27 protein-coding genes are annotated in these 26,094 nt (G+C 31.6%); 16 read left to right on the forward strand and 11 right to left on the reverse strand.

All coding sequences use genetic code 11. The features are described 5' to 3' along the window. Positions 1 to 84: 84 nt before the first annotated feature. Positions 85 to 270 carry a cyclic di-GMP-binding domain-containing protein, MshE-related gene (locus tag EW093_RS15015; protein ID WP_149569183.1) on the reverse strand — a complete coding sequence of 62 codons (186 nt, stop codon included), beginning with the start codon at positions 268 to 270 and terminating at the stop codon, positions 85 to 87. Positions 271 to 388: 118 nt separating this feature from the next. On the opposite strand from EW093_RS15015, the gene EW093_RS15020 reads away from it, so the two are divergent. Continuing rightward, positions 389 to 1,144, forward strand: coding sequence for a substrate-binding periplasmic protein (locus tag EW093_RS15020; RefSeq protein WP_187759734.1), 756 nt, complete (start codon positions 389 to 391; stop codon positions 1,142 to 1,144). Here the strand turns inward: EW093_RS15020 and EW093_RS15025 are convergent. After that, complete coding sequence (locus EW093_RS15025) at positions 1,141 to 1,503, reverse strand: VOC family protein (RefSeq protein WP_149569185.1); 363 nt, start codon at positions 1,501 to 1,503, stop codon at positions 1,141 to 1,143. The two genes, EW093_RS15020 and EW093_RS15025, sit on opposite strands and share 4 nt — an antisense overlap. Before the next feature lie 55 nt (positions 1,504 to 1,558). Further along, positions 1,559 to 1,630 carry a pyrimidine dimer DNA glycosylase/endonuclease V gene (locus tag EW093_RS18150; RefSeq protein ID WP_425473407.1) on the reverse strand — a complete coding sequence of 24 codons (72 nt, stop codon included), beginning with the start codon at positions 1,628 to 1,630 and terminating at the stop codon, positions 1,559 to 1,561. 171 nt (positions 1,631 to 1,801) lie between these two features. On the opposite strand from EW093_RS18150, the gene EW093_RS15030 reads away from it, so the two are divergent. From EW093_RS15030 to EW093_RS15055, 6 genes are all read left to right on the forward strand, one after another. Then, positions 1,802 to 2,215 carry a nuclear transport factor 2 family protein gene (locus EW093_RS15030; RefSeq protein WP_246745046.1) on the forward strand — a complete coding sequence of 138 codons (414 nt, stop codon included), beginning with the start codon at positions 1,802 to 1,804 and terminating at the stop codon, positions 2,213 to 2,215. A 20-nt stretch (positions 2,216 to 2,235) separates the two neighbouring features. After that, complete coding sequence (locus EW093_RS17880; RefSeq protein WP_149569187.1) at positions 2,236 to 2,646, forward strand: SDR family NAD(P)-dependent oxidoreductase; 411 nt, start codon at positions 2,236 to 2,238, stop codon at positions 2,644 to 2,646. A 23-nt stretch (positions 2,647 to 2,669) separates the two neighbouring features. Continuing rightward, a complete protein-coding gene (locus EW093_RS17885) occupies positions 2,670 to 3,167 on the forward strand; it encodes a Rossmann-fold NAD(P)-binding domain-containing protein (protein WP_281283444.1) in 498 nt (165 codons plus the stop codon). Beyond that, on the forward strand, positions 3,157 to 4,113 hold the full coding sequence (locus EW093_RS15045; RefSeq protein WP_223111616.1) for a YbgA family protein: 957 nt from the start codon (positions 3,157 to 3,159) through the stop codon (positions 4,111 to 4,113). Before EW093_RS17885 ends, EW093_RS15045 begins: the two co-directional genes overlap by 11 nt. Before the next feature lie 11 nt (positions 4,114 to 4,124). Further along, a complete protein-coding gene (locus tag EW093_RS15050; RefSeq protein WP_149569190.1) occupies positions 4,125 to 5,696 on the forward strand; it encodes a phytoene desaturase family protein in 1,572 nt (523 codons plus the stop codon). A gap of 118 nt (positions 5,697 to 5,814) precedes the next feature. Then, positions 5,815 to 7,911 (forward strand): methyl-accepting chemotaxis protein, encoded by a 2,097-nt coding sequence (locus EW093_RS15055; RefSeq protein WP_149569191.1) that lies wholly within the window; start codon positions 5,815 to 5,817, stop codon positions 7,909 to 7,911. A gap of 14 nt (positions 7,912 to 7,925) precedes the next feature. Here EW093_RS15055 and EW093_RS15060 read toward each other — a convergent pair whose 3' ends face one another. The 3 genes from EW093_RS15060 to modA are packed head-to-tail and all read right to left on the reverse strand — an operon-like array spanning position 7,926 to position 10,085. Then, the gene (locus tag EW093_RS15060) at positions 7,926 to 8,624 is read right to left on the reverse strand and encodes an ATP-binding cassette domain-containing protein (protein ID WP_149569192.1); all 699 of its coding nucleotides are present in this window, start codon (positions 8,622 to 8,624) and stop codon (positions 7,926 to 7,928) included. A 2-nt stretch (positions 8,625 to 8,626) separates the two neighbouring features. Beyond that, a complete protein-coding gene (gene modB / locus EW093_RS15065; protein ID WP_149569193.1) occupies positions 8,627 to 9,310 on the reverse strand; it encodes a molybdate ABC transporter permease subunit in 684 nt (227 codons plus the stop codon). 16 nt (positions 9,311 to 9,326) lie between these two features. Beyond that, positions 9,327 to 10,085 (reverse strand): molybdate ABC transporter substrate-binding protein, encoded by a 759-nt coding sequence (modA, locus tag EW093_RS15070; protein WP_149569194.1) that lies wholly within the window; start codon positions 10,083 to 10,085, stop codon positions 9,327 to 9,329. A gap of 229 nt (positions 10,086 to 10,314) precedes the next feature. On the opposite strand from modA, the gene EW093_RS15075 reads away from it, so the two are divergent. Next, the gene (locus tag EW093_RS15075; RefSeq protein WP_149569195.1) at positions 10,315 to 10,818 is read left to right on the forward strand and encodes an FKBP-type peptidyl-prolyl cis-trans isomerase; all 504 of its coding nucleotides are present in this window, start codon (positions 10,315 to 10,317) and stop codon (positions 10,816 to 10,818) included. A 50-nt stretch (positions 10,819 to 10,868) separates the two neighbouring features. On the opposite strand, the gene EW093_RS15080 is transcribed toward EW093_RS15075, so the two are convergent. From EW093_RS15080 to EW093_RS15090, 3 genes are all read right to left on the reverse strand, one after another. Beyond that, positions 10,869 to 11,369: a cupin domain-containing protein gene (locus EW093_RS15080; RefSeq protein ID WP_149569196.1), complete on the reverse strand. Its 501-nt coding sequence runs from the start codon at positions 11,367 to 11,369 to the stop codon at positions 10,869 to 10,871. After that, entirely contained in the window at positions 11,366 to 13,402 is a 2,037-nt protein-coding gene (locus EW093_RS15085) for a methyl-accepting chemotaxis protein (RefSeq protein WP_149569197.1), read from the reverse strand. The genes EW093_RS15080 and EW093_RS15085 overlap by 4 nt, the downstream gene beginning before the upstream one ends. 92 nt (positions 13,403 to 13,494) lie before the next feature. After that, positions 13,495 to 14,181, reverse strand: coding sequence for a hypothetical protein (locus EW093_RS15090; RefSeq protein ID WP_149569198.1), 687 nt, complete (start codon positions 14,179 to 14,181; stop codon positions 13,495 to 13,497). 114 nt (positions 14,182 to 14,295) lie between these two features. Between EW093_RS15090 and EW093_RS15095 the strand changes: the two genes are divergently transcribed. From EW093_RS15095 to EW093_RS15115, 5 genes are all read left to right on the forward strand, one after another. Continuing rightward, entirely contained in the window at positions 14,296 to 14,934 is a 639-nt protein-coding gene (locus EW093_RS15095; protein WP_149569199.1) for a TetR/AcrR family transcriptional regulator, read from the forward strand. Positions 14,935 to 15,039: 105 nt separating this feature from the next. Further along, on the forward strand, positions 15,040 to 17,730 hold the full coding sequence (locus EW093_RS15100) for an MMPL family transporter (protein ID WP_149569200.1): 2,691 nt from the start codon (positions 15,040 to 15,042) through the stop codon (positions 17,728 to 17,730). A gap of 13 nt (positions 17,731 to 17,743) precedes the next feature. Continuing rightward, entirely contained in the window at positions 17,744 to 18,508 is a 765-nt protein-coding gene (locus EW093_RS15105) for an outer membrane lipoprotein-sorting protein (RefSeq protein WP_149569201.1), read from the forward strand. Further along, on the forward strand, positions 18,508 to 19,839 hold the full coding sequence (locus tag EW093_RS15110) for a hypothetical protein (protein ID WP_149569202.1): 1,332 nt from the start codon (positions 18,508 to 18,510) through the stop codon (positions 19,837 to 19,839). The genes EW093_RS15105 and EW093_RS15110 overlap by 1 nt, the downstream gene beginning before the upstream one ends. 68 nt (positions 19,840 to 19,907) lie before the next feature. Continuing rightward, positions 19,908 to 20,759, forward strand: coding sequence for a YitT family protein (locus EW093_RS15115; protein WP_149569203.1), 852 nt, complete (start codon positions 19,908 to 19,910; stop codon positions 20,757 to 20,759). On the opposite strand, the gene EW093_RS15120 is transcribed toward EW093_RS15115, so the two are convergent. Beyond that, the gene (locus tag EW093_RS15120) at positions 20,756 to 21,205 is read right to left on the reverse strand and encodes a hypothetical protein (protein WP_149569204.1); all 450 of its coding nucleotides are present in this window, start codon (positions 21,203 to 21,205) and stop codon (positions 20,756 to 20,758) included. The genes EW093_RS15115 and EW093_RS15120 overlap by 4 nt on opposite strands. An 86-nt stretch (positions 21,206 to 21,291) precedes the next feature. Here EW093_RS15120 and EW093_RS15125 point away from each other — a divergent pair, with 86 nt between their 5' ends. Together EW093_RS15125 and nfo are read left to right on the forward strand one after the other, a co-directional pair. Continuing rightward, on the forward strand, positions 21,292 to 21,819 hold the full coding sequence (locus EW093_RS15125) for an epoxyqueuosine reductase QueH (protein ID WP_149569205.1): 528 nt from the start codon (positions 21,292 to 21,294) through the stop codon (positions 21,817 to 21,819). A gap of 18 nt (positions 21,820 to 21,837) precedes the next feature. Next, positions 21,838 to 22,677: a deoxyribonuclease IV gene (gene nfo / locus EW093_RS15130; RefSeq protein ID WP_187759735.1), complete on the forward strand. Its 840-nt coding sequence runs from the start codon at positions 21,838 to 21,840 to the stop codon at positions 22,675 to 22,677. Here the strand turns inward: nfo and amrS are convergent. Beyond that, positions 22,674 to 23,630 carry an AmmeMemoRadiSam system radical SAM enzyme gene (amrS, locus tag EW093_RS15135; protein WP_149569207.1) on the reverse strand — a complete coding sequence of 319 codons (957 nt, stop codon included), beginning with the start codon at positions 23,628 to 23,630 and terminating at the stop codon, positions 22,674 to 22,676. The two genes, nfo and amrS, sit on opposite strands and share 4 nt — an antisense overlap. 60 nt (positions 23,631 to 23,690) lie before the next feature. Here amrS and EW093_RS15140 point away from each other — a divergent pair, with 60 nt between their 5' ends. Next, positions 23,691 to 26,024 (forward strand): diguanylate cyclase, encoded by a 2,334-nt coding sequence (locus EW093_RS15140; protein WP_149569208.1) that lies wholly within the window; start codon positions 23,691 to 23,693, stop codon positions 26,022 to 26,024. The last annotated feature ends 70 nt before the right edge of the window (positions 26,025 to 26,094 follow it).

Genomic DNA, 26,094 nt, shown 5'->3' on the forward strand with positions numbered 1-26,094 from the left:
TTTATTATCTACATAGAGACCTTAAATAATTACTTTAACACAAAAAAAGAGATTTATCGACTTTTATAAAGTCATGAATTATCTCTATATCCTACTAGGGGTTTTTTCCAAAAAATACTCAATATCATCATGGGTTATATATCCAAGCTCAATAGCAATTTCACCAAATTTTTTATTAGGTTGTTCTTCCTGTATCTTTAAAATTTCTTCAGCCTGATCAAATGATAGAAGATCGAGGCGTACTAAATATTGACCAATTTTCTCATTCATATCTAATTATATCATATAATATAAAAGTAATTCTATTAATTTCTAGTTAGATAATTATGTTAAATAGTTAAATATGCATTATACTTAATTATATTTAAGAATTTAAAAGGAGGTGTTTGTGAAAGTTTTTATAACAGTGTTACTATTTATAACTCCCCTATTTATATATTCACAAAATAGTACAATAAAACTTTTAACTGATGATAATTTTCCACCTTACTCCTATGTTGTAGATGATAAAATTGTTGGTTACGATATTGATGTTATTAGGGAGATAGAGTCTAGATTGGGACTTACTATCTCTGTTGAGGCTGTTCCATGGAATAGGTTATTAAAATACATTGAATCTGGACAGGTTGATGGTGGTTTTTCTCTATTTAAAAATAGTGAAAGAGAGTCATGGGCAAAATTTACTTCTATACCAATTCATCGTAGTCGATTTACAATTTTTACTAGAAAAGATAATCAGTTTGTTTTTAATAACTTAGATGATTTAATTGGTAAAAATATTGGATTAGATAGAGGCTTTTTAATTAGTGATGAGTTTGATGAGCTAAAGAGTAATAAAACCATTAGTGTTATAGAGTCTGAAGATGCATCAATTAATTTTAAACTTTTAGAGAATAAAAGAATCGATTGTTATATAGGAAACTATTTTACAAGTCTATATGTACTTAATATGTTAGATAAGTTAGATGAGTTTTCAATAATAAAGAGGGATTTAGTTCCAAGTAGAAGTGCATACTTAGTATTCTCTAAAAAGAGTAAAATAGGGAATATTGATGCACTAATAGCTAGGATTACTAAAACTTTAGAAGAACTAGAGATTGATGGTACTTTAGAGCGTATATCTAAAAAATATATCTCAAACTAAACTTCCTCTACAAAAGATATGGCAAGCTTATTAGGATCATAAAACCTTGCAAACTTTAGACCATTTGGTAGTACAATAGAATCAAAGGGTATTCCAATATCATTCAGCTTTTGATTTATCATTTCAATATTTTTAACTTGAAATGTCAATGTTATAGATGAGTTAGAGTTATCTATATCAGTTCTCTGTTTACTCTCAATTAATTCAATGTTTAATCCTGTCTGGTTTGATAAAAAAGTTATAACCATATCATCATTTGGAGAAAATGTATGATCTACTTTAAAATCTAAAACTTCAGAGTAAAATTTTGTTGACTCTTCTAGGGAGTTAACACCTATAGTTACAATGTTTTTTTGCATAAATTAACCTCCGTTTTATATATATTATCACATATCTATATAATTTCCCACTCCTCTATATCTCCCTCCATAGAGCTACTAAACCCTTTGAGTCTAAATATTTTAGATTTATTGACCATAATCTCATAATCACCTCTAATTAATATTTCAAAACGTTATTTATTTTAGGTTAACATTAAGTTTTAGACAAGTTGTTTGACATTAATATCTCGATATGTGATAATAATTCATAATTTTTTTTTTAATTGAAGATTTTGAAATCCGTAATAGAATTAATAATGATCATTTAGGAGTAATTATGAAATTAAATAAAGAGCTAGTATTAGAGCTTTGGTCTAAAACCTACAATACAAAAGGAAAGCCTGATTGGACCCATATTTTTCCTTATTATGATGAAAATATAATCTTTCAGGACTCTATTCAAAGGATAGAGGGAAAGATGGATTTTATAGATATGTGTAATCGATTAACCAAGCGCTGTAAAGAGTTAAATATGGAAATAGTAGATATAACCCAGGAGGGTGATATAATTATTTTTGATTGGATTATGACTATGATGTTTAAAAAATATCCAAGCACTCCTATGTATGGTGCAACAAAGCTCACTTTAGATAGTGAGGGTATTATAGTAGAGCAGAGGGACTATTACGACATGTGGGGGATATCTTTAATAATATTCCAAGGTTTGGTAAAAGTTATAGAAAGTTTCTAAAAAAGAAGTTTGGGTGATATATGAATTTAAAAGCAAGTGATTGGTTAGGTTTTTTATATACAAGTAGGCTAAAGCAGAAGAGTTGTAATTTACAAGCTGATGGGAAGTGGGTTCTAATTACAGGGGCTACATCTGGGATAGGTTATATAACATCATTAAAATATGCCTCAATGGGTACTAATATTATTCTTTTAGTCCGGAATCCTATAACAGGTAGCAAACTTAAAGAGAAGTTAGAGAGGGATTACTCTATTTTATGTAAGCTTTATATAGCCGATTTTGAAGATTTAGAAAGCGTAAAAAAAAGTGCGGAATTAATAGTAGAGCAAAATAGGGTTATTGATATTTTAATTAATAATGCAGGTGCTTATAGAACAAAAAAAGATTACTTGGTAATGGGGTCGACTCAGTTTTTACTGTTAACCATTTAGCTGCATTTTTAATAACAAACATATTGGTAAAATCCCTAAGAAATAGTGATAACCCAAGGGTAATTAATGTGAATTCCGAGGGACATCGTTTTGGTAATGTTAAAATAAATGATCTAGGATTTAATAAAAGGTTATATAGTGGTTTACGTAGTTATGGTGCATCAAAAACAGCACAGCTACACTGTATGTATATACTAAAAGATATTTTGGTAAAAGATAATATTACAATAAATTCTATGCACCCAGGAGCTGTTAGGTCAAATATTGGCAGTCATAGTGGAAGACTCTATAACTTTTATATGAATAATGTATTAAAGTTTTTTTTAAAGGATCCAAAAATTTCTGCTAATGCACTCTACTATCTAGGTGTAAGCCCAGATATGTTAGGGGTTTCTGGTAATTTCTATAATTTAACAAACAAAGAAATTCCTGCACCCCATGGGCAAAAGTCAAACTTCTCTGTGGAAGTATATAATAAAAGTTGTGAATTAACAGAAGTAGGGGGATATGGTGATAAATGAGTTTGTTAAACCAAAAGTTGGAATTAGTACATGTCTATTAGGTGAGGCTGTTAGATATAATGGTGGGCATAAATTAGACCACTACATAAGGGATACCCTAGGGAAATTTGTAGACTTTGTACCAATATGTCCTGAAGTAGAAGCTGGTTTTGGTACACCTAGGGAGGCTCTACATCTCCATGAGACTGAAAATGGAGTTGTTATGCTTACTGAAAAAAGTAAGGAAGATTTAACAGAAAAAATGACATCCTGGAGTAGGAATAAGTTAAAAGAGATAGAGGATATAGAGTTGTGTGGTTATATCTTTAAATCTAAGTCCCCTAGTTGTGGAGTTTATAGAGCTAGAATCCAGAGAGAGGAAAAAGGAGTTAATCTAAATGGTCGTGGACTTTTTGCCCAGGAGTTTATCAGTGCCTACCCACAACTAATTGTAGAAGAAGAGGGGAGACTACATGACCCTGTAATTAGAGATAACTTTATACAGAATATTTTTATTAATCATAGATGGAATGAGCTTAATAAAAATAGAAGTATAAGGGGATTAATGAAGTTTCACGAATCTTTAAAATATTCTCTTATGTCCCATAGTCCTAGGATACTTAAGGAGATGGGGCCAATTGTTGCCAACTCTAATAAAATTGATACAGATGAAGTATTTGATCTATATAAGGTAAAACTTGTTGAAGCTTTAAAAGAGTTAAGCGACAAAAAGAAGAATAAAAATGTTTTAGATCATATAATGGGATATTTTAAAAATAATTTAGATAAAAGTGAGAAAGCCGAACTAAAAGAGGTTATAAATAATTATTATAATGGATTGTTACCTATAATTGTTCCAATTACACTTTTGAATCACTATGTAAAAAAGTATGATGATATTTATTTACAGGGGCAGTTTTATCTAAATCCTCACCCACTTGAGTTAATGTTACGTAATCATGTTTAAGGATATTTAAAATGAATAGAGTAGATACTGTAGTTGTAGGTGGTGGTATAGCAGGTTTAACCGCTACTTCTTATATAGCACAAAAGGGAATAAGTGTTTCTCTTTATGAGAAAGGTCACTATTTTGGCGGTTTAGTGAACTCCTTTAAAAGAGGGGATTTCACCTTTGATGGAGGACTTAGGTCAATAGAGAACTCTGGAATTGTATTTCCTATGTTAAGGGAGTTAGGTATCGATATAGAGTTTGTAAAGAGCCATGTCTCCCTAGTTGTTGGTAAAAATGTTCTTAAATTAAACGGAACAAATAGTTTAGATGAGTATAAAGACTTCTTAATTGAGGAGTTCCCAAATAATAAAATAGAGATTATCTCAATTATAAAATCTATTAAAAAAATTACAGGGTATATGGATATCTTATATGGAATAGATAATCCTCTTTTTTTAGACCCTATAAAAGATAGGGAGTATTTTATTAAGGTTATTACCCCTTGGATATTTAAGTTTTTATTAACAGTTAATAGGATAGAGTCCCTTAACCTACCAGTAAATAGTTATTTAGAGAAGTTTACTAAAAACCAAGCTTTAATAGATAATATTTCCCAACATTTTTTTAAGGATACCCCCACCTCCTTTGCCCTAAGTTATTTCTCTTTATACAATGATTATAATTATCCAATAGGAGGAACAGAAGTACTTCCTAAAAAACTAGAAGAGTTCTGCATTCTTAATGGGGCTGAACTACTTAGTAAGAGGGGTGTTGTTGAGGTTAATCCTGAACAGAAGTATATCGAAGATGAGTATGGGGAGAGAAAATATTACAATAATCTTATTTGGGCCTGTGACTTAAAACAGCTCTATCGTGGGATTAATAAGGATAGTATTAAGAGTAAGAGCTTAAGGAAGAGGGTTCTAAAAAGGGAGTTAGAGTTAGAACAATTACGAGGTGCAGAGTCGGTTTTTACCCTATATCTCACCCTAGATCTTCCTCCATCCTATTTTAGTAGTATAGCAACGGAACACTGTTTTTTTACACCAATTAAAGATGGCCTATCTACTCTAAATTTAGAGTTTGATAAGAGTAATAAGCAGTCTGTTAAAAACTATCTTAGAGAGTATGTAAAGTATAATACCTTTGAAATATCAATCCCATGTTTAAGGGATAGTAATTTAGCTCCTGAGGGTAAATCAGGGTTAGAGATTAGCATCTTATTTGATTATGATTTAACAAAAAATATTATTGAACAAGGGTGGAAGAGGGAGTTTAAAGAGTATATGGAGGACCTTTTAATTGAGCAATTAAATACTCTTTATCCAAAATTAAAAAAGAGCATTATTAAGAGATTTTCTTCTACTCCCTTAACAGTTGAACGGTATACTAGTAGTAGTGATGGGGCAATAATAGGATGGGCCTTTACTAACCCTAAAATGCCTGTTATTCATAAATTCCTACAGGTTGCTAAGTCTGTAAAAACTCCTATAGACTCTGTTTATCAGTGTGGACAGTGGACATATAGTCCTGCAGGGCTACCTATATCCATTTTAACTGGGAAATTGGCGGCTAACAAAATTCTTAAGAAATATTAGCCTAATGTTTAGGTTTTATTAGATTTTTGTTAAACCGTACCTTAAATAAATAATGGAATTTACATATTTTTTTTTAAGGGATATAAACTTCTTAATGACTTATTAAGGAGTATTTAATTTGAGCATAAAGTCAAAGTTAATGTTATATATTGGAGGAACCCTTTCTGTTCTACTTGTCTTCTCATTTTCAATTTTAATCTACCTATCTTATATAGAAATAAAAGATAACCTTGATATAGAGATGAATAATGAATCTACTACTATTACGAAGCAGGTATCAGATTTAATAAATACTTCCGCAAAAAGTTACTTAATGGGTGTTGGTAATAGTGCACTAGTTATATCCCAAAATTTCAAAGGTGATAATAAAGAACAGTTAATTAGTGATCTAGTTAAAATACGTTTTTTAAAAACAGGGTTTATATTTATAACGGATGAAAAAGGAATAATAATTGGTCATCCTAATAAGGATTTAATTGGAACCATCTCTCCTATGCTCTCCTGGTTACAAAGGTTAAAGCATGATGAAAATGAGTTTAAAGAGTACGATGAATTGAATCGAAATAAACTTGTTTATAGGGTCTATGATACACACCTAGGGATAAATATATGTGTTTCAGCTTATACATCAGAGTTTATTAATGCTGTTGATTTAAAAGAGTTAAATAAAACTATGAATAATATAAAAATTGGTAAAAGTGGATATCCCTTTTTAATAGGGTATGATGGTAGAATTATCACCCACCCTAACAGGGAACTTTTACATGAAAACGGAAATGAACTTATAACTAAGATAGTTGAGAGTAAAAGTGGCTTTATTTTGTATAATTGGAGGATTAGTGATGAGAAAATTAGAGAGAAGTATGTTAAGTATAAAAATGATAAAAACTCAGAAATTATAGTTGCTGTTACCGGTTATATAGATGAAGCTTATAGAACACTACATAATCAGATTAAATTAATAATAATTATAGGTTCTCTAGTTTTAATAGTTGTATTACTTCTAATAACCCTTGTTTCTTCAAAAGTTACGACCCCTTTAAATAAATTCACAGACAAATTTAAGGATATATCTATAGGCCAAGGAGATTTGACCCAAAGAATGGAAGTTAAAAGCGGTGATGAACTTGGTATTATGGCAGAATATTTTAACAAGTTTTTGGACAATTTACAGAAAATAGTTAATAGTGTTAAAAACTCTTCATTAAAAACAATGGAGATTAAAAATAGAATATTGTCAGACGTTGATGAGACTTCTATAGCTTTAAGTCAGATAAATAGCAATGTTAATAGAATAAACGGCCAGACAGATGATCTATTTATCAATGTTAATAGTAGTGCCCTTTGTGTAACTACAATAAGCAAGGATATAAAAGAGCTTAATAGCTCAATAAATAAACAGGTTAAGATGTTTGATTTAACCTCACTAGATGTTTCTAATATGATTGAGTCTATTTCAAATGTACTTAAAATAACCGAATTTAAGCAAGAGTCTACAAAAAAATTAGTTGAGAAGTCCCTAGAAGGGGGTGAAATAATTAATAAAACATTAATAGCGGTAAAAGAGGTTAGTTCTAAAGTAAGTAGTATAAAAAATATGGCTGAAGTAATAACAAATATTGCTAGTCAGACCAACTTACTATCAATTAATGCTGCTATAGAAGCCGCCCATGCAGGTGATTCTGGTAAGGGTTTTGCAGTTGTTGCAAATGAAATAGGGAAACTTGCTGATTCTTCTAGTAAAAACTCAGTAAAAATATCATCTGTTATTAAGGATATTGAAAAGTCTATAATTGCCACGGATGATTTAAGCCATAAAACAAGTGATAGCTTTAATCTAATATTGTCAGAAATAAATGAATTAGTTGAAACTTTAGATAGTATAAATAAACGTAATAGAGAGTTAAATAATGATGGCAAAAGTGCTTTAAGTTCAATTAATGAGTTAAATAGTCAATCGCATCTTGTTATGAATATGATAAACTCTATAAAAAATGAATCAGATGAGGTAAAGAGTGCTATGGATAAGACAAAGGTAGTAACTACAAATTTAGTTAGCGGGGTAAAAGAGATTAGTATTAGTGTCAAGGGGATAACAGAGTCTATTGATGGGCACAAATCTACCACTGTTGAGCTTGAAGAGAATAGTCTTTTATTAGATAAACAGATTAATAAGTTTAAAAGTTACCCTATGTCCGAAGTGAGTAAGTCTTAAATAGACAGTATACCCTATCTTCTATATAGGTCATATTTTTTAATTGGATTGCTCTTAATTATGTCAAATATTGAGCCAAAGCCAACTTTTTTGCCCTTTTCTATAACATAAATGTCATCTGTAATTCTCTGTATATCCGGTAGATCATGACTAATTATAAGCATTGGAATGTTTAAACTATCCCCAACTCTTTTTATATATGGTAAAATTGACTCTCTAAGATTGTTATCAACAGCATTAAATGGTTCATCTAATAGTAGTAACTTTGGGGATGTTAAAATAGCTCTTCCAATGGCAACTCTCTGTTGTTCTCCTCCTGATATCCTATTAGGCATAACATCTAAAAGATTATTTAATCCTAATAGTTCTGTAACTTCGCTTAAAGAGATGGATCTATCTTTAATATATCTACAACCAAACTCAAGATTTTCCCTAACATTTAGATGGGGAAATAGAAGTTTTTCTTGAAAAACTACTCCTATTCTCCTCTTATTAGGGGGAATGAAAATTTTCTGTTTTACATTAACTAGAGTCTCTCCATCTAATTTAATAAATCCTGTTGAAGGTCTTAATAAGCCATTTAATAGGGAGAATAAAGAAGTTTTTCCAGCCCCAGAATGGCCATAAATCCCATAGGTTTTATTGTGAAACTCAGCGGATAAGTCTAGTTTAAACTCTCTTCTTTCCAGTTGAATATCAAACTCTAATCCCATACTTAATTCCCTCTCTTTTTTATTTTTTTCTCAAAAATATTAGATATCACCAGCGCTAAAAATGAGATTAAAATGGATATTGTCACAAGTAGGGCGGCATAACCCTCCTCCCCAGGAATTTGAAGTTTCGAGTAGACTGCCAATGGAATTGTTCTTGTTACTCCACTAATGTTTCCTGCAAAAGTCATTGTTGCACCAAACTCTCCAAGGCATCTTGCAAAACCTAAAACAACACCATTTATTATACCAGGAATAATTTGTGGAAGAGTAACTCTTAAAAGTATACTATATCTACTTGCTCCTAGGGTTTTTGCAACACCTTCTAATTTTTTATCCAACATTTCTAAGGAAATTTTTATGCTTTTATATATAAGTGGGAAGGAAACAACCATGGATGTTATTACAACAGCTGCAGGTGTAAATGCTACTCTAATATTAAACCATTTAAATATAATAGACCCTACTAAGCCATTTTTCCCTAGGATTATTAGTAGTAAATAACCTATTGTAACAGGGGGCATAACAAGGGGTAGGTTTATTACTCCATCTAGTAAGCTTTTTCCGTGGAAATCCCCCTTTGTAATAATTAGGGATATAAATAGAGCTATTGGAAGGTTTATAATAGTAGCTAAAGTTGCCATTTTTACCGATAATAGTATAGTTGTTATAAGCTCATTATAATCCATATATTCCCTCTAAAAGCTATTTTTTAGGTATAAAACCATACTTAGTGAATATCTCTTTAGCCTCATTACTATTTACAAGGTAGTCATAAAAAAGCTTACCCTCTTTTGAACTAAACTTTGTTAATCCACAGTAGTACTCTATACTTGGGTGAGACTCTACAGGGAATTGGGAAACAATTTTTACCCTATTTGACTTTTTTGCATCTGATAAATAGACAATGCCTAACTCAGCCTCAGAAAACTCGATAACAGATAGGGCTCCTCGGACATCTAATGTTGGTTGTATACGATCCTTTAATACTTTAAACCAATTAAAATACTCTAAGGCAGCTTTTCCGTAGGCTCCTGCAGGAACAAAGGTAGGGTCTCCTAGGGATAACCTTCCACTAAATAAACTAGGTAGTGAACTATTTTTATCCATATCAAAACTCCTAATTTCCGAATCTATAGGTGCTATTAAAACTAATCTATTACTAAGAAATGGTTTAAAATCTAATAACAATTTAAGGTTATTAACATACTCTATCCATCTACTAGAAGCTGAAATATAGACGTCTGCTACACCTCCACTGTTTAACTGTCTTGCAAGGGTTCCACTTGCTCCTGGGTTTGTATTTACTTTAATACCACTACTTTTTTTAAAAGTTTCTGCAAGCTCTTCAATTAAATCAGTGGTACTAGCGGCGTTATATATTGTTAGCTCTTTTCTCTCATCCCCAAATTGAGCAGGAACTACAATAATTAAATAACAAAGAAAAAGTAGTATTTTTTTCATAAGTTAACTCCTTATAGGAATTACTGTATTATATATTTGATTAATAATCAATATTACCGTAAAAAATTGAGACAATTTACATTTTTGTCAAATTTTAGTTAAAATTTTACATAAATGTAAACTATAAGAATTAATATGAACTTTTTCTGAAATAACCAATTATGTAATTTAAACTATAGAAAAAAAATATGTAAATCTATATTATAATTGCACAATTAAGGATGGTTATATGGTAATAACAAAAAATAGTATGGTTACAGTAGATTATACTCTTAAAGATGATAAGGGTATTGTTATAGATAGTTCAAAAGAGAGTGGTCCATTCTCTTATATTCAAGGAATGGAGGAGACTCTACCTGGAATGGAAGAGATATTGGAAGGACAAAAAGAGGGTTTTACATTTGATGGAGTTATCCCATGTGATAAAGCCTATGGAAAAAGAGATAAAGAGTTTTTTATGCCTGTTCCAAAAGGTGATTTTGAAAATGCTGATGCTTTAGAAGTAGGTATGTCTATCTCAATAATTAATAATTACGATGAAGCTCAAGAGATGGAAATTATTGCTATTGATAATGAAAATATTACTATTGATGCAAATAGCCCATATGCAGATATGGATATTCAGTTCTCTTGCAAGGTTCTAGAGGTGCGTGAAGCTACAAAAGAGGAGATCGAAGAGTCTTTAGAAGAGTTACACCACCACGATGAGGATTGTGACTGCGGTAACCATTAATAAAAAAAGGGGCTGTTGTAAAAGTCATTATGACTTTCAACAGCCTTTTTTTATGTCAACTTTTCAATTATAGTGCTATGTTCTGGATATAGCTTTATAAGCTCTTTGCTTTTAAATAGTTCAAAGTCCATAAAATCAAAACCAAAGCTTACCATACAGCCAACTAGGGATACTCCCTTTCCTGATTTAATATAAGATCCAAATATTGTTCCTGCAGGTACTATTACCTGGGGATACTCATTTTTATTTACATCTAATCCAAGGGTTATCTCACTTAACTTACCACTATTATCTATCATAACAATAGTTAATGGTTCACCTCCGTGGAAATACCACACTTCATCGGATTTTAGCCTATGGAAGTGGGAAACCTCCATATCGTTTAGCATAAAATATATACTACTGGATAAAGCCCTATATTCACTTCTCTCAAGACCAAAATCTCTACCATTTAAAGTGATAGGGGATCTGTATGTTTGTGAATAATAACCTCCCTCAGGATGTGCCGTTAGGGATAGTTTTTTTATAATGTTCTCTCTGTCTATGTTCATAATATGAATCCTTCTAATAATTTTTCTAGGTCATTAGTTGCTTCTTCATTTTGTAATATTACTCTTTTTAACTCTTTAACACTATTTTGAATATTTTTTGTACCATTACTCTGTTCTAGAGATGCCTGTTCAATCTGCTTAAAACTATTTTGTAACCCCTCTATAGAGCTATTCATAATTACGTTTTTAGACTGTTGTAACTTAGTTATCTCTCGTATCGATTGGGTTGAATCCATTAAGGATGTTATCGCCCCTAAAACTTCATTTGTTCCTGCAGACTGCTCACTCATAGCTAAGGATACTTCATCTATTAACTGGCTTGTATGTTTTACATCAACACCTACAATATTTAATGCCTTACCAGCTCCTTCAGATAATTCAACCCCGTTATTAACTAGGGAGATCATTTTTTTTATGTGGTCAGATATCTGTTTTGCACTACCAGATGAATCTTCAGCTAACTTTCTTACTTCCTGGGCTACAACTGCAAAACCTTTACCGGACTCCCCTGCGTGAGCTGCCTCAATAGCTGCATTCATTGCAAGAAGGTTAGTTTTATCTGCGATATTAGTAATAACTGAAACCATCTGTATAATCTCATCAGAAAACTCCTCAACCCGCTTAACAGCTACTATTGATTGGTTTACAGCCTCGCCACCCTTATTTGCTACAGTTACTAGGTTGTTACTAAGGTCATTAGCTGATCTTGTTGTTTGGTTTACAGACTCAATATTTGCTGCCATCTCATTTATTGAGCTTGAAGTTTGTTCAACAAATGATGCCTGGGTTTCAATATTTTGTGCAATCTGTTCCACCGACTCTAACATCTCTTTTAGGTTGTTTGTAGTCTCATTAGCGATCTCAATTTGATCCTTAGTACTTTTTGAAGTCTGTTCATTTGCAGCTACAATGTTATAGGTAGAATCCTCAGTTGTGATTAGAACATTTTTTATTACATTTGCAGATTGTTTTACATTACTCCCTAGGTTTTTAACCTCTTTCAGTAGACTTCTTAGGCCCCCTAGAAAGTTATTAATTGTATCAGTTAGTTCACCTACTTCATCATAATCTAGAATCTCGACCTGTTTTGTTAAATCCCCATTACCCATAGAAATTTCCTTCATCTTACTATTTAGATTTTGCAACTGTTTTCTCTGAAATAGGGATGATGTATATTGAAATATAATTGTAACAATAAGTAGCTGAAAGAAATATATTATATATATAGGGGTTACACTAGGTTTTGTATCTTTGGTGAAATCATAGGGGAATGTTATAATACTTTTATCTACTTGTAAAAACTGGGCAGTCTCCTCTATATAATTCCTTCTTGCCTCATTTAAAGTTAAATCCCCTTTTACTACTTTGTGCAGTAACTCTTCGTACATCATCTCTGAGGTGTATATCATTTTACTAGCATCAATAAGAGTTAGGGATATAAAAACTGTTAATGAGGTTATAAGTATTACATTTTTTCTATGAATAGGCATCTTCCTAGGGGAAGATTCTATTGTATAAATTTTTAGTAGGGACTTCGCCTTATAGATAGACATATTAATAATGTTATACTCAATAACTGAGAATATAGCTGCGGTAGAAAGGGTGTAGAGCAGACTAACAATAAAACTGTTCAAAACAAATGGACTAGTTATTAGGTTTACAATAAAGGATATTAGATAGACAAAAATATTCATAATAATAATTACACTATTTAACCGTGTAATAATTTTTATAGCTCTATCCCTCTCATTTGTATCTAACTCTTCTTTGTTAAATATTTTATAAGTCGTATCATGAAAGGGTTTTAAGTATTTATTTAATATTACACCAATTATAGTTCCAGGTAATAAGCCATATAATAAGGACTCTTTAATTAGGCTTATTCCAAGTCTCTCTTTGTTAACTATTCCATGCATTAAACCCATGGTAAGATTTGAAGATAGGGTTGTTAATGCCAAACTTGCCGATATTACTATTATCGATGTCAGTACTACTTTTAATCTAAATTCCGGATATTCACTGTTTAATCTCATTTTTTTGACTCCACTTATTTTATTAAAATAATTCCTTTAGTTGCAGTAATCAACTATATTATAGAATATTAACAAAAATTTAATGTTTACAATTAATCTTCCTCTAGAAGAATCTCATCATTAAAAAACTCTTCATACATAATATCTTCGATAATCTGAGTTACTTGAATATGTAGATCCTTAGTATAAATAAGTTTATGATCTAGAAAAAGTTGAGCCCTATAATCCTCTCCCTCACTCTCTAAAAACAGAGTTATAACATCTATTAATTCATCTATATCACTTTTATCCTTAACATAAACTTCTATGTTTTCTAAAAGCCGGTTAAAAGCGCTGTATGGTTCATAATCTAAATCTGATAAATCCTTATCTTTTTCGGATTGTAACTCTAGCTGCCCTAAAAGAGATATTAAATAGTTAAAGGCCTCCCTTGTTTTATTATAATTCGATGTAAAGTAGTAGCTATCAAACTCATCATTACCCTTAATTAGAGATAGTTCAAGTTTATGTTCAATCCTCTCACCTATATAATCAGCAATTATTGTTTTATCAAATAGAGTCTCATCTTTAAATTTTACACTTAAAGCTGTAGACCAGTTGTTATCTACACCTAGGTTAATATTTATATACTTATAACCATTTTTTAGTTCCCATGTTTCAACTTCTATATTTGTATTGTATATTGTTCCATTATTAAAAAGATCAATATCCTTAGGTTTAAATATATAACTACTATTAATAAACTGTTTTATACCTAACTTTACTAGTATATCTGTCATTTTATTCTCCTCTCCTATATATAGTTAACAAATATAATTTTAAAATAGGAAAGTGGCAATTGCTATAAGATATCTTTTGATTTACAAGATCCATTTATATGATAATATCAGTTTATGGGACGAACAGAATTAACACCAAAAGAACGGGCTAGAAGATTGAATATTATCCTAGAGGCTTCAAAAACGATATTCCTTAAAAAAGGGTATTTTAAGACTACTATGGAAGATATCGCAATTGAATCTGGTTTAAGCAGAAGGACTATGTATCTCTATTTTAAAAATAAGGATGAGTTATCCTACGAGATAGTATTAAGAGCATTTAAGAGTTTAGAGAAGATGGTAAAAGAGTCTTCCCTCTCTAATAGGTGTGGTTTAGATAGATTAAGGGATGTAAGCCAGGGCTACTTAAACTATTACAAAACAAATTTTGCAGATTTAACATTTACTATGTTTTTTGACTTTAAAATTAATACCAATATTTTAGGAGAGTCCCAGATAAAAGAGTGTCTCTTCCTAATTAGTGAGATTATTAATACAATTGATGACTGTTTAAAAATTGGAATAGAGGATGGCTCAATTCGTAATACTATTAGTGATACACGGAAAAGTGCCATAGCCATAATAAATATTATTCATGCTACAATGCAAAAACTTGCAGTTCGTAGGGATATTCTCGAAACAGCATCTACCTACTCTGCAAATGATCTTATATATGAGATGTTTGATATATTCTTTAATTCAATAAAATCATAATTTTTTTATATTTCATTGACCTTTATAAATTATCTTATTATTTTGATTACACAGTGAGTGTATTAAATACACAGTGTGAGTAATTTAAATAGTAAGGAGTTCATTTTGAAGTGGATATTAAAACATTCAAAAATTGTAATTAGCGTAATTTTACTAATTACAGCTTTTTTAGGGTATCAAATAAAAGATCTAGTAATAGATAATGACGTAAATAATTTTTTCCCTAAAGATAACCCAGTATATGTTAGAACAAAGGCGATAGATGACATATATGGAAGCCAGGTAGTTATGGATATTGCTATTACATCAAAGCAAAAAACCATATTAACAAAGGAAACAATTGAGGTTATTAAAAACATAACTAGAGATATTGAGAATCTAAAGTATGTTGATGATGTAACAAGCCTAACTAACAGTGATTTCCCAGAGGGATCAGACCTTGGAATGACTGTAGAGTCCCTAGTAACAGATGACTTTACAGGTTCTACTAAGGAGTTATTAACTTTAAAACATAAGTTGTTAGACTGGCCTGATATGTATAGAAGGGTTTTATACTCTGACGATTTTAAGTCTACCCAGATTATTACATCTATAGACCATAAAATTGAGTCTGATTCCCTAGGGATACTTTATAATCAAATCCTTGATATATGTGAAAAATATAAAGATGATAACCTTGAGTTTGCAGTAGCTGGTAATCCTGTTGTAAATGAGGTTGCTAAGACCTATATGTATACGGATTTAGCAATACTAATCCCATTTGTTGTATTAGTGATTCTCTTTTCACTTTTTATATCCTTTAAAAAGATAGAAGGAACTATCCTTCCCCTAATTACTGTTGTTATTAGTACCATTTGGACTGTTGGGTTAATTTCCATGTTACATTATGACTTTACAGTTGTAACAACCTGCTTACCTGTTTTATTAATTGCAGTCGGTAGTGCATTTGGAATACATATTATTAACCACTACTACCACGAATTAGAGAAAAAAGCTGGAACTATTTCTAAGGAAGAGCACTTTGAAGTAATTATTGACGGTTTAAAAACTGTAATTAAACCAGTTATTTTAGCATCAGTTACTACAGTGTTAGGTTTCTTATCAATATTATCTAGTCCTGTTGGCCCACTAAAAACCTTTGGTTTATTCTCGGCTATAGGTGTAACAATAGCCCTAGGTCTATCCCTTGTTTTTATTCCAGCTATGTTAGCTACAAAAAAGAGTCCAAAGGGTCTAGTTTTAGTAGATAGCGATGAAATTGAAACAGGTTTTTTAATTAGCCTATATAACTACTTTAGTAAAAAGACTCCCCGGATAATTTTTATTACACTAATTCTATTATGTGTCTCTTTTTATGGTATTAAAAGATTAAATATAGAGAGCTCCCTAATTAAATACTTTCCAGAGGACTCTTTTATTAGATTAGACAATGAGTTAATTGCTGATAAGTTTGCAGGAACTAACGCCTTTGCCATAGAGATAAAGGGTAGTGAGCCTGGGGATTTAACAGATCCAATAATAATTAAAAAGATGGATGAACTCTCGGAGTATATTACAAACAATAATCCAGAAGTTGGTAAGGTATTATCCTTTAGTGATTTTATTAAAAGAATTAATAAGGTGATGAACTATCCAATAATTGATGAGTCTAATATAACAGATGAGTATGTTGATGATAGTTCTACAGATTATACAGAAGAGGACTCCTTGGGCGACTTTTTTACAGAGGATACATCCACTGAAGATGACTCCTTTAGTGACTTTTTTACAGAGGAAACTTCTAGTGAGGATGACTCCTTTGGTGACTTTTTTGCCCAGGATGAAGAAACTGTTGATAGTGAGTTAACAGGGGATTCTAATAACTATACAGAGCAGTATGTAAAAGAGATAACATATAGTGATTTCTTAGATCTTCTACACGATATTCACCAAAATAGTAGCACATTTAACTTAAGTGGTGATGAACTTATTGAAGAGATAAATAAAATATACAACTATAACGGTGCTGCTTATAATGAGGTACCAACAGACCCTAAAAAATATGGTGCAGTGGATACAGAAGAGTTAAAAAATCTTATTTCCCAATACCTACTACTATATTCAGGATCCTTAGACCTATTTGCAGACGATGCATTAGCTCCCTCTGCAGCAAGAATGGTTGTATATATTAAAAATAACGAAACAAATACAACTAAGAAGATTATTAAGGATGTTGAGAACTTTGCAGCAATTAACTTCCCAGAAAATATCACTGTTGAGTGTTCAGGGGTAGCTGCATTAGAACTTGCATTAACAGATATGATTACAGGTTCCCAGATAGTAAGTTTATTAATCGCTCTACTACTGGTTTACATAATTATATCCCTATCATTTAAATCACCAATTGCTGGTCTATTTGGTATTGTACCACTATCAGTAGCAATAGTAATCAACTTTGGAATTATGGGTATATTTGGTATCAACCTTGATATGATAACAGCCCTTGTAGCTTCAATCGCCATTGGTGTTGGAGTTGATTATACTATCCACTTTTTAAATACATATCACAAACAGAGACTACTAAGCGATGACTTAAAAGTAGTTTCTAAAAATACAATTGTTACATCTGGAAAGGCAATTATTATAAATGCCGTTTCAGTAGCCCTTGGTTTTATGGTTTTAGTTTTTAGTAACTTTATTGTTCTAAGATATATAGGTGTATTAGTTGCAATAATTATGATTACATCATCTCTTGCAGCACTAACAATCTTACCAATTTTATTAAAAATCTTTAAACCAAAATTTATATTGAAGTAATTAGGAGAGAAAAATGAAGAAGTTAATAGCTTTATTAAGTTTAGTTTTTATAGCTTCAGGGGTTTACGCCCTTGATGGAAAAGAGATTGCAACTAGCGCACATAATGTTTCAAAGAGTAAAACAACCCATAGTGCAGTATCTATGACTCTAGTTGATAACAATGGTAAGGAAGATGTAAGACTTTTAGAAGAGTTTGGAAAGAAAGAGAACGACCTATCTACAACAGTTATGGTATTTAGATCCCCTGCATCTGTAAAAAATACAAGATTTTTAAAACAAGAGAACGATGGCAGTGCAGATGATAAGTGGATATATCTTCCAGCTTTAAAAAGGGTTAGAAGAATTGCATCCTCTGATGGTTCAAAATCATTTATGGGAACAGATTTTACATACGATGATATGGAGACAAGGGATGTAGAGAGGGATATTCATACATTATTAAAAGAAGAGGCTGTAAACGGTGTGGATTGTTATGTTGTTAAGGCTGAAGCTAAGGACTTAAATGATTCCCAATACTCATACAGGGTTTCTTGGATTAGAAAGGATAACTTTGTCCCAATTAAAATGGAACTATATGATTCTAATAAAGAGTTATTAAAAGTGATGAAGGTTCTTGATTTACAAAATATTGATGGTTTTTGGACTCCAATGGAAGTAGTTATGGAGAATGTTCAAACAGAGCATAAAACAATTTTATCAATAAAAAAAGTAGAGTTTGATAAGGGCGTTAATCCAAAGGTATTTACTCAAAGTTACCTATCAAGTGGGAGGATCTAATGATTAAGTCAATTAAACTACTATTACTTACTACGATATTTACTGTTCTACCCCTAGTAGCAGATGATTTTTTTGATGACTTTGCAACAGATGAGGCAGGTTCTACAAATGGTGTAGAGATTAGTGGAAGTATTGACCTAGGTTTAAGGTCATACAACTTTGAAGATATGTTAGATGAAACAGCAGATGTGGATACAAATGCTAACTTAAAACTTACTTACCAAGGGTCATTAGCTGATATAACTTTAACTACTAAGGTTAATAAAGAGTCTATAACTCTAGATGAGTGTTATACTAATATGTATTTTGATAAGTTTAATGTAGAAGCTGGTATATTAAAAACTGTATGGGGTAAGGGGGATAAACTACATGTTGTTGACCTATTAAACCCTACAGACTACTCAACATACTTTATTACAGACTATTTAGAGAATAAAATTGCAACTCCTACAGTTAAATTTAATATTCCTTTAGGTGCTACAGGACTATTAGAGTTAGCCTACCTTCCAACTTTTAGTTCAGATGTTCTACCAACAAGTGGTAGATGGGTACCAAATGATGTAAAGGTATTATTATCAACTGTTACAAACTTGGTAAAAAGTAGTGCTGCAGCTAAGTACGGTGAAGTTTATACTGCAAATATAGGAACAGCTACACCTGAGCAAATTGGGAATGCTACAGGGTTAGCTTATGCTGCATCACTTGAAGTTCTACAAGCTGGATCAGATATGTCCCAATACTACCAGGATACAAACAGCCTCTCCTTTGGTCAGTATGCAGTACGGGGTACAGCAAGTCTAAGTGGATACGACTTAGGTCTACTCTACTACTATGGGTATAATTCTAAACCAGAACTAAATGAGTCAAAAATGCTTTTAGAGTATGAGAAGAAGCAGATGATAGGGTTAGAGTTTGGTAGAGCTATTTTAGGATTTAACCTAAGAGGTGAGTTAGCATACTACTTAATGGATAAAAGTGAAAACTCCTTAAACTATGTTGCTGGATTCGACTACAATTTTCCTATTCACAATCTTAATTTAAATGCTCAAATTAAGGGTAACTACTTTTTAGATAGTGAAAATGACAATACAAATATGGTTGTAGGTAAATTATCAGATACCTTTAACCACGAAGCAACATCTCTATCTGTAACTACTATCTACTTTGTAGAGGATAAAGATTTTATGATTAAGCCAGAATTTACTACAAATATTGGTGATACAACAAAATTAGAAATTACCACCTGCTTGTTTAATGGTGATAGTGATACAATGCTAGGGCAGTATGATGATAATGATTATATATCAGTTAACATAAATTATATGTTTTAGTTAATTTTTTATTTCCTTTGGCAGGTATTAGTTTACCTGCCTTCCTTAAAATGATATGTTTTATTGTTATGAAAAATATCAAAAAATTTCTACTAATAAACCTAGGACTAATTATTATGTCAGTAGGATTACACTTCTTTCTAATTGCATCGGACTTAGCAGCCGGGGGAATTATCGGTTTAGCTATGGTCATTAACCATTTTTTCCCAATATTACCCATAGGTATTATTATGACTGCCTTAAATATATTACTTACAATTGTTGCTTTAATTCTTTTTGGTAAGAAATTTACAGCTCATACTGTTTATTCAAGTTTAGCCCTATCAGGTATAATATTTCTCTTTGAGTTACTCCTCCCCTTAGATGGACCAGTTGTAGAGGATACACTACTTAATCTAATTTTTGGTATTGTAATACAGGGGATTGGAATGGCTATTATCTTTTATCAGGATGCATCAACTGGGGGCACAGATATTATAGCTAAGGTTTTAAACAAATATTTTCATACAGAGATTGGCCGGGCACTACTAATTACAGACTTTGTTGTTGTAATATTTGCAGGTTTAGCCTTTGGATTTACCCTTGGTTTATGGGCATTAGTTGGAATTATATTAAATGGACTAGTTATAGATAGGGTAATAGCAGGTTTTGAAGAGAAGCTACACATTTTAGTTATTAGCCACAGATATGAAGATATAAATCGCTTTGTTTTAGATAAGATTGATCGAACTACTACAATTTATGATGCAAGGGGTGGTTATTCTGGTGAGAAGAAAAATGTTATCCAGGTAATACTAAATAAAAAAGAGTATATAAGGCTTAAACAGTATATAAGAAGTATAGATAAGGATGCATTTATTAGTGTAAGCTTTACCCACGAAGTCCTAGGTGAAGGGTTTAATCAATATCTACACTCCTAAGGATGATATATTCCACATTTGTAGAAACTCATTATTACTGTGTTTAATTGGAAATTATCCCTATATAGAGTTAAATCTTTTAAATTATACATTAAATGGATATAAGATTTTGTAAACCAACTCTCACTTCCATGGTGTAGTTTTAGTAGGGGTAAAAAACTATCTAGGTCTTGGTTTATAATAAGTTTATACTCTAGTTTTAATAACCTCTTAACTTTTTTACTTATGTGTAGGTTATTAAAGTGTAGTACAGCATAGGCCTCCTGCATCTCTGGGAGTAGAATATCCCCTATATAACAAAAGTTATTGCTGACACAAATAAGCCCCATTTGGGATAGTTTAATATATAACTCCTTGGAAAAATTATCGCTCCAGTAGTAACCTATCCCAGGCTTAAAACCATTCTCTATCATATCTATTGAAATATATGGTATTGGGTCTGTCATTGAGCCTCCTATTTGTTAAACAAGCACATATGTAAACTATACCTATTTTAGAATAATTGTTAATATAACTAAAGGGAGTTTAATAGATGGATGTTTTATTACATGTATGTTGTGGACCCTGTGCAGTTGGTTCTATACCTAAAATAGAGGAACATAATGTTACCCTCTACTTTTCAAATTCAAATATAAATAGCTATGAAGAGTTTGAAAAAAGATATGAAACTGCGGTTACGGTTTCTAACTACTATAAAGAGAGTATAATTAAAGATAAATATGAACACAACAGATGGTCAGAGCATATTAAAGGTTTAGAGGGTGAGCCTGAAAAGGGTAAAAGGTGCCTTAAGTGTTTTGAGTATAGTTTTATTCAAAGTGCAAAAAAAGCTAAGGAGTTAGGGATAGATAATTTTACATCCACCTTAACAATTAGCCCACATAAAAACTCAAAGATTATAATGGAGATCGGAGAGAGGGTTGCAAAGGAGTATGGTTTAAACTACGTAATGGTAGACTTTTGCAAAGAAAATGGTTTTAAACTGAGTACCGACTTATCAAAAGAGTTAGGACTATATAGACAGAAATATTGTGGATGCGAATACTCAATATGGTTTTAAAAACAATGGAGAATTAATATGAAATATATAGGTGCCCACGTATCAGCTAGTGGGGGTGTTGAAAATGCACCATTAAATGCTAATAAAATTGGTGCAAAGGGATTTGCTCTCTTCACTAAAAATCAGAGGCAGTGGGAAGCTAAGGAGTTAACAAAAGAGAGTATCGATCAATTTAAAAAGTATATGGAGGAATTTGGGTATAACGCTAGTCATGTACTACCCCATGGAAGTTATTTAATAAATCTTGGTAACCCTGATCCTCTAAAACGGGAGAAGTCTCTAAACTCTCTAATTGGAGAGATGAAGAGGTGTTACTCCCTTGGGCTAGATAGGCTAAACATTCACCCAGGTAGTCACTTAAAAGGATACTCAGAGGATGAGTGTCTAAAGATCATAGCTCAGCAGGTTAATAAAGCTCTTGGTGAAACTACCGGTGTATCAATAGTTTTAGAGAATACAGCCGGTCAGGGAACTAATTTAGGTTATAAGTTTGAGCATATAAAGCAGATAATTGATCTTGTAGAGGATAAGAGCAGAATAGGCTTTTGCCTAGATACCTGCCACGCCTTTGTTGCCGGGTACGATATAAGAACAGAGGATGAGTATAATAAAACAATGGATGAATTAGAATCCAAAATTGGTTTTAAGTATTTAATGGGTGTTCATGTAAACGACTCTAAGGCTGAACTTGGTAGTAAGAAGGATAGGCACCACTCCATAGGTGAGGGGTTTATTGGAATCGATGCTTTTAAGTTTTTAATGCAGGATGATAGATTTAACAAAGTCCCTATGGTATTAGAGACTATTGACGATACTATTTGGGATAAAGAGATTGAGATTTTAAACTCTTTTATTTAATAAAGACCTCCTAACCCTCTACCACATTTAGGGTTGGGACAGACACCATCTACTAAGTTGTTTTTTATATGGGAATTCAATCTATCCACTAAGATACCCCCACAACTAGGACAGTAGGTATTAGAGCTTGTTTCTCCAGTTATATAGTCTGGGTATACATGTCTTAGTCCAACCTCCTTAGCAACTCTAATAGCCTTGGTTATCATGGGTTTTGTTGTCCCTTGTATGTTTTTAAACTTGTAACTTGGATGGAATGCTTTAAAGTGAAGGGGAATAGAATCTCCTAATTTATTAAAAACCCAGGAAGCTAAGTTTGTTATCTCTGTGGTTGAATCATTTAAGCCAGGGATTAGCAGCATTGATATCTCAAGCCAAGTATCTGACTTTGATAAAAAAAGTATAGTATTTAAAATCGTATCAAGATCACCACCAAGAATACTTTTATATCGATCATTATTAAATAGTTTTATATCTATATTTACAGCATCAATATTTTCAAAGAAGCTAGATAGGTATTTAGAGGATATATATCCACAGGACTCCATATATGTTTTAATACCATGTTTCTTAAATAGCTTAGCTGCATCTACTATATATTCATAGGAAATTATTGGTTCATTATATGTAAATGTAATAGAGTTTAGGCTTTCACTAACGGCCAAATTAAGTAGCTCCTTGGGTTTAAAGTATCTTAAAGTATTACTTTTAAATTTAGAGTGCTCCCTACTAATACTCCAGTTTTGACACCATGGACAAGTTAGGTTACATCCTAGGGAACCCATGGATAGGGTCTTAGTTCCGGGGTATACATGGTAGAGGTTTCTATTTTCAATCTTATCTATACTGCCTATTGAGAACATACCTAGGTTTTGTGTTCTATTTCCACACTTACCAAAGCCATTAGGGGTTAAGAGACAGTTATTAGGGCATAGATCACACTTAAATTTATCCATTAATTTAAGTGTAGGTTAAAAGTTTTTGAATTTACAAATAAATACACATATACTTTATTTATGATCAATGTTGGAATAATAATTACAAATTTATACGACCACTATCAACAAACACTTTTACGAGGAATAGAGTACTACTGTAAAGATAAAAATATAAGATTTTTTGCCTTTGTAGATATGGGAATTACAGATACTCCCTTATCTTCTATTATATATAAAAGTAACTTAGATGTTGTTGTTTTATTATCACCATCCTTAGCATCCTTATATGGTTATGAGAATTTAAGTAGTTTTGTAGATTCCCTTCCGGACATACCTATTATTAGTGTAGGTCTTACACTTCCTGGTTGTTATAATATCCTTGTGGATAATAGAATGGGTGTTTTTAATCTTATGAACCACTTAATTGTAGATCATGGGAAAAAAAGAGTTGCATTTATTAAGGGGCCAGATACAAATAGAGAAGCATTTGAGAGGTTTGAAGCTTATAAAGAGAGTTTAAACCATAATAACATCCCATTTAACTATAAATTAATATCTCCTGGTAATTTTACTCCAGGTGATGGACGAAAGGGCCTATCCCTTATTATGGATATACGAAAGGAGAGTTTTGATGCTGTTTTTTGTTGCCATGACCTATCAGCCTATGAAGTAATCCAGAGTCTTCAAAGTCGTGGTTATAAGGTTCCTGAAGATGTAGTAGTAGTTGGATTTGATAACTTTGACTTAAGTAGTAGCTTCTCTCCTGCATTATCAACTGTAAAACAACCAGTATATAATATTGGATTAATTGTTGGAGAGTATATAGATGGTATAACAAGGGGTAAAAATATATCTAAGGACCTGCTAATTGATACCCAAATAGTTCTAAGGGAGTCATGTGGTTGTATTAGGTCTATTAATTCTGATTTAAAGTTTAAAAAACCAGAAAAAGAGAGGAGTATAGAGGAGTTAGTACAAAAGGCCCAGGGAATAATCCTAGAATCAAATAAATTCAAATATGAAGTAGGAGAGTATAATAAAAAACTTCAAAAATCTATATCATTTTTTTCTGCAAAGCTACTTGAGAGTATAAAAAATAGGGATTCGATAATTCTACTTAAAGAGATTAAGGAACTTCAAATGGGAACAAGTAGTATGGATCTTGATCTTCCATTTTGGAAATATGTCTTAGAGGAGTATAATTTAGTAATTTTAGAAGGCTTATTAGATAGTGAGCTTCAGCTATATATCTCTTCAATATTAAATATGGCCCTTATTATACTCTATGAAAATGAGAGAAAACTAGTTGATGTACAAAATGTAGATAATAGATCAATTATTCAGTATACAAATGAAATAGGAGACCTACTTTTAACATGTAAAAATGACGAGGAGTTGAAAAAAATATTAAAAAATGGTCTCTCAACTGTAAGAATAGATAACTGCTTTATTGTCCTGTTTACAAATAAAGAGGATGTAGGAGAACTCTATTTTAGTAGGAATATGGAGAACCTTTTTGAAAATGACTCCTATGAGTTTAATCTTAGAAGTATAATCCCCAATAATCTTGGGAAAGCATCATTAAAGTCCTATATTTTTTGTGGCTTACAAGTAAATAAAAGCTATGTTGGATATATATTAATCGAGAATGGAGACTACCCTAATATGATGTATAGCTTTATATCTAAAAAGGTCTCCTACGGATTTAAGAATATCTCATTAATAAAAAAGATGAACTCCTACGCTATGGAGCTTGAAGAGGCTGTAAAAGAGAGAACAGCAGAGTTGGAAATGGCAAATAAGAGACTCCAGGAGAGATCAGTAAGGGATCAGCTAACAGGTCTGTATAATAGAAGATTTTTAAATGAGAGTATTATCTCAATAAATGATGTTGGCCTTTATGGTGTTGTGCTAATAGATTTAGACCATTTTAAGCTTGTTAATGATGTTTATGGGCACACTTCTGGGGATAATGTTATTAAAGAGTTGGCAAAGAGTTTAACCTATGTTGTTAGACCAGAGGACTATGTAATAAGGCTTGGAGGAGAGGAATTTCTTTTAGTCTTAAGGAATTTTAAAAGGGAATTTATTAAAAAGTTTGTAAATAAAGTTAGAGATGCGGTTAAAGAGACTAAGTTTATAATGGAAAATGGTGATGAAATATATAAAACTTGTTCCCTTGGTGCCATGGTTTATAATCCTGTAGAAAATAATGTTTTAAATTTTACATCCGCTATTTCAATAATTGATAAGTGTTTATATATATCTAAAGAGAAAGGCCGGGACAGGGGTGTTATTATAGATGTATATATAAACCAGTTTACCGGTTGTTCAGATATTGGGGAGTACATTACAAAGAACTTTCAGAAGTGTATAGAGACTCAAAAAATAAAATTAATCGAATCAAATTAGTTCTAGATATAGACTAGAATCAGAATCTTAGGTATATTAACTCTCCCGAAGCAGATACACAACAAGTAGC

The sequence above is a fragment of the Thiospirochaeta perfilievii genome (assembly GCF_008329945.1).
Lineage (GTDB): Bacteria > Spirochaetota > Spirochaetia > DSM-2461 > DSM-2461 > Thiospirochaeta > Thiospirochaeta perfilievii.

Excerpts from the sequence above, each read along its gene's own strand:
- EW093_RS15120 (WP_149569204.1), bottom strand. The coding sequence starts at position 21,205 with ATGACAGACCCAATACCATATATTTCAATAGATATGATAGAGAATGGT.
- EW093_RS15110 (WP_149569202.1), top strand. The coding sequence starts at position 18,508 with ATGATTAAGTCAATTAAACTACTATTACTTACTACGATATTTACTGTT.
- EW093_RS15140 (WP_149569208.1), top strand. The coding sequence starts at position 23,691 with ATGATCAATGTTGGAATAATAATTACAAATTTATACGACCACTATCAA.
- EW093_RS15030 (WP_246745046.1), top strand. The coding sequence starts at position 1,802 with ATGAAATTAAATAAAGAGCTAGTATTAGAGCTTTGGTCTAAAACCTAC.
- EW093_RS15015 (WP_149569183.1), bottom strand. The coding sequence starts at position 270 with ATGAATGAGAAAATTGGTCAATATTTAGTACGCCTCGATCTTCTATCA.
- EW093_RS15105 (WP_149569201.1), top strand. The coding sequence starts at position 17,744 with ATGAAGAAGTTAATAGCTTTATTAAGTTTAGTTTTTATAGCTTCAGGG.
- EW093_RS15080 (WP_149569196.1), bottom strand. The coding sequence starts at position 11,369 with ATGAACATAGACAGAGAGAACATTATAAAAAAACTATCCCTAACGGCA.
- nfo (WP_187759735.1), top strand. The coding sequence starts at position 21,838 with ATGAAATATATAGGTGCCCACGTATCAGCTAGTGGGGGTGTTGAAAAT.
- EW093_RS15025 (WP_149569185.1), bottom strand. The coding sequence starts at position 1,503 with ATGCAAAAAAACATTGTAACTATAGGTGTTAACTCCCTAGAAGAGTCA.
- amrS (WP_149569207.1), bottom strand. The coding sequence starts at position 23,630 with ATGGATAAATTTAAGTGTGATCTATGCCCTAATAACTGTCTCTTAACC.
- EW093_RS15125 (WP_149569205.1), top strand. The coding sequence starts at position 21,292 with ATGGATGTTTTATTACATGTATGTTGTGGACCCTGTGCAGTTGGTTCT.
- EW093_RS17880 (WP_149569187.1), top strand. The coding sequence starts at position 2,236 with ATGAATTTAAAAGCAAGTGATTGGTTAGGTTTTTTATATACAAGTAGG.
- EW093_RS15060 (WP_149569192.1), bottom strand. The coding sequence starts at position 8,624 with ATGGGATTAGAGTTTGATATTCAACTGGAAAGAAGAGAGTTTAAACTA.
- EW093_RS15075 (WP_149569195.1), top strand. The coding sequence starts at position 10,315 with ATGGTAATAACAAAAAATAGTATGGTTACAGTAGATTATACTCTTAAA.
- EW093_RS15085 (WP_149569197.1), bottom strand. The coding sequence starts at position 13,402 with ATGAGATTAAACAGTGAATATCCGGAATTTAGATTAAAAGTAGTACTG.
- modA (WP_149569194.1), bottom strand. The coding sequence starts at position 10,085 with ATGAAAAAAATACTACTTTTTCTTTGTTATTTAATTATTGTAGTTCCT.
- EW093_RS15090 (WP_149569198.1), bottom strand. The coding sequence starts at position 14,181 with ATGACAGATATACTAGTAAAGTTAGGTATAAAACAGTTTATTAATAGT.
- EW093_RS15115 (WP_149569203.1), top strand. The coding sequence starts at position 19,908 with ATGAAAAATATCAAAAAATTTCTACTAATAAACCTAGGACTAATTATT.
- modB (WP_149569193.1), bottom strand. The coding sequence starts at position 9,310 with ATGGATTATAATGAGCTTATAACAACTATACTATTATCGGTAAAAATG.
- EW093_RS15050 (WP_149569190.1), top strand. The coding sequence starts at position 4,125 with ATGAATAGAGTAGATACTGTAGTTGTAGGTGGTGGTATAGCAGGTTTA.
- EW093_RS15095 (WP_149569199.1), top strand. The coding sequence starts at position 14,296 with ATGGGACGAACAGAATTAACACCAAAAGAACGGGCTAGAAGATTGAAT.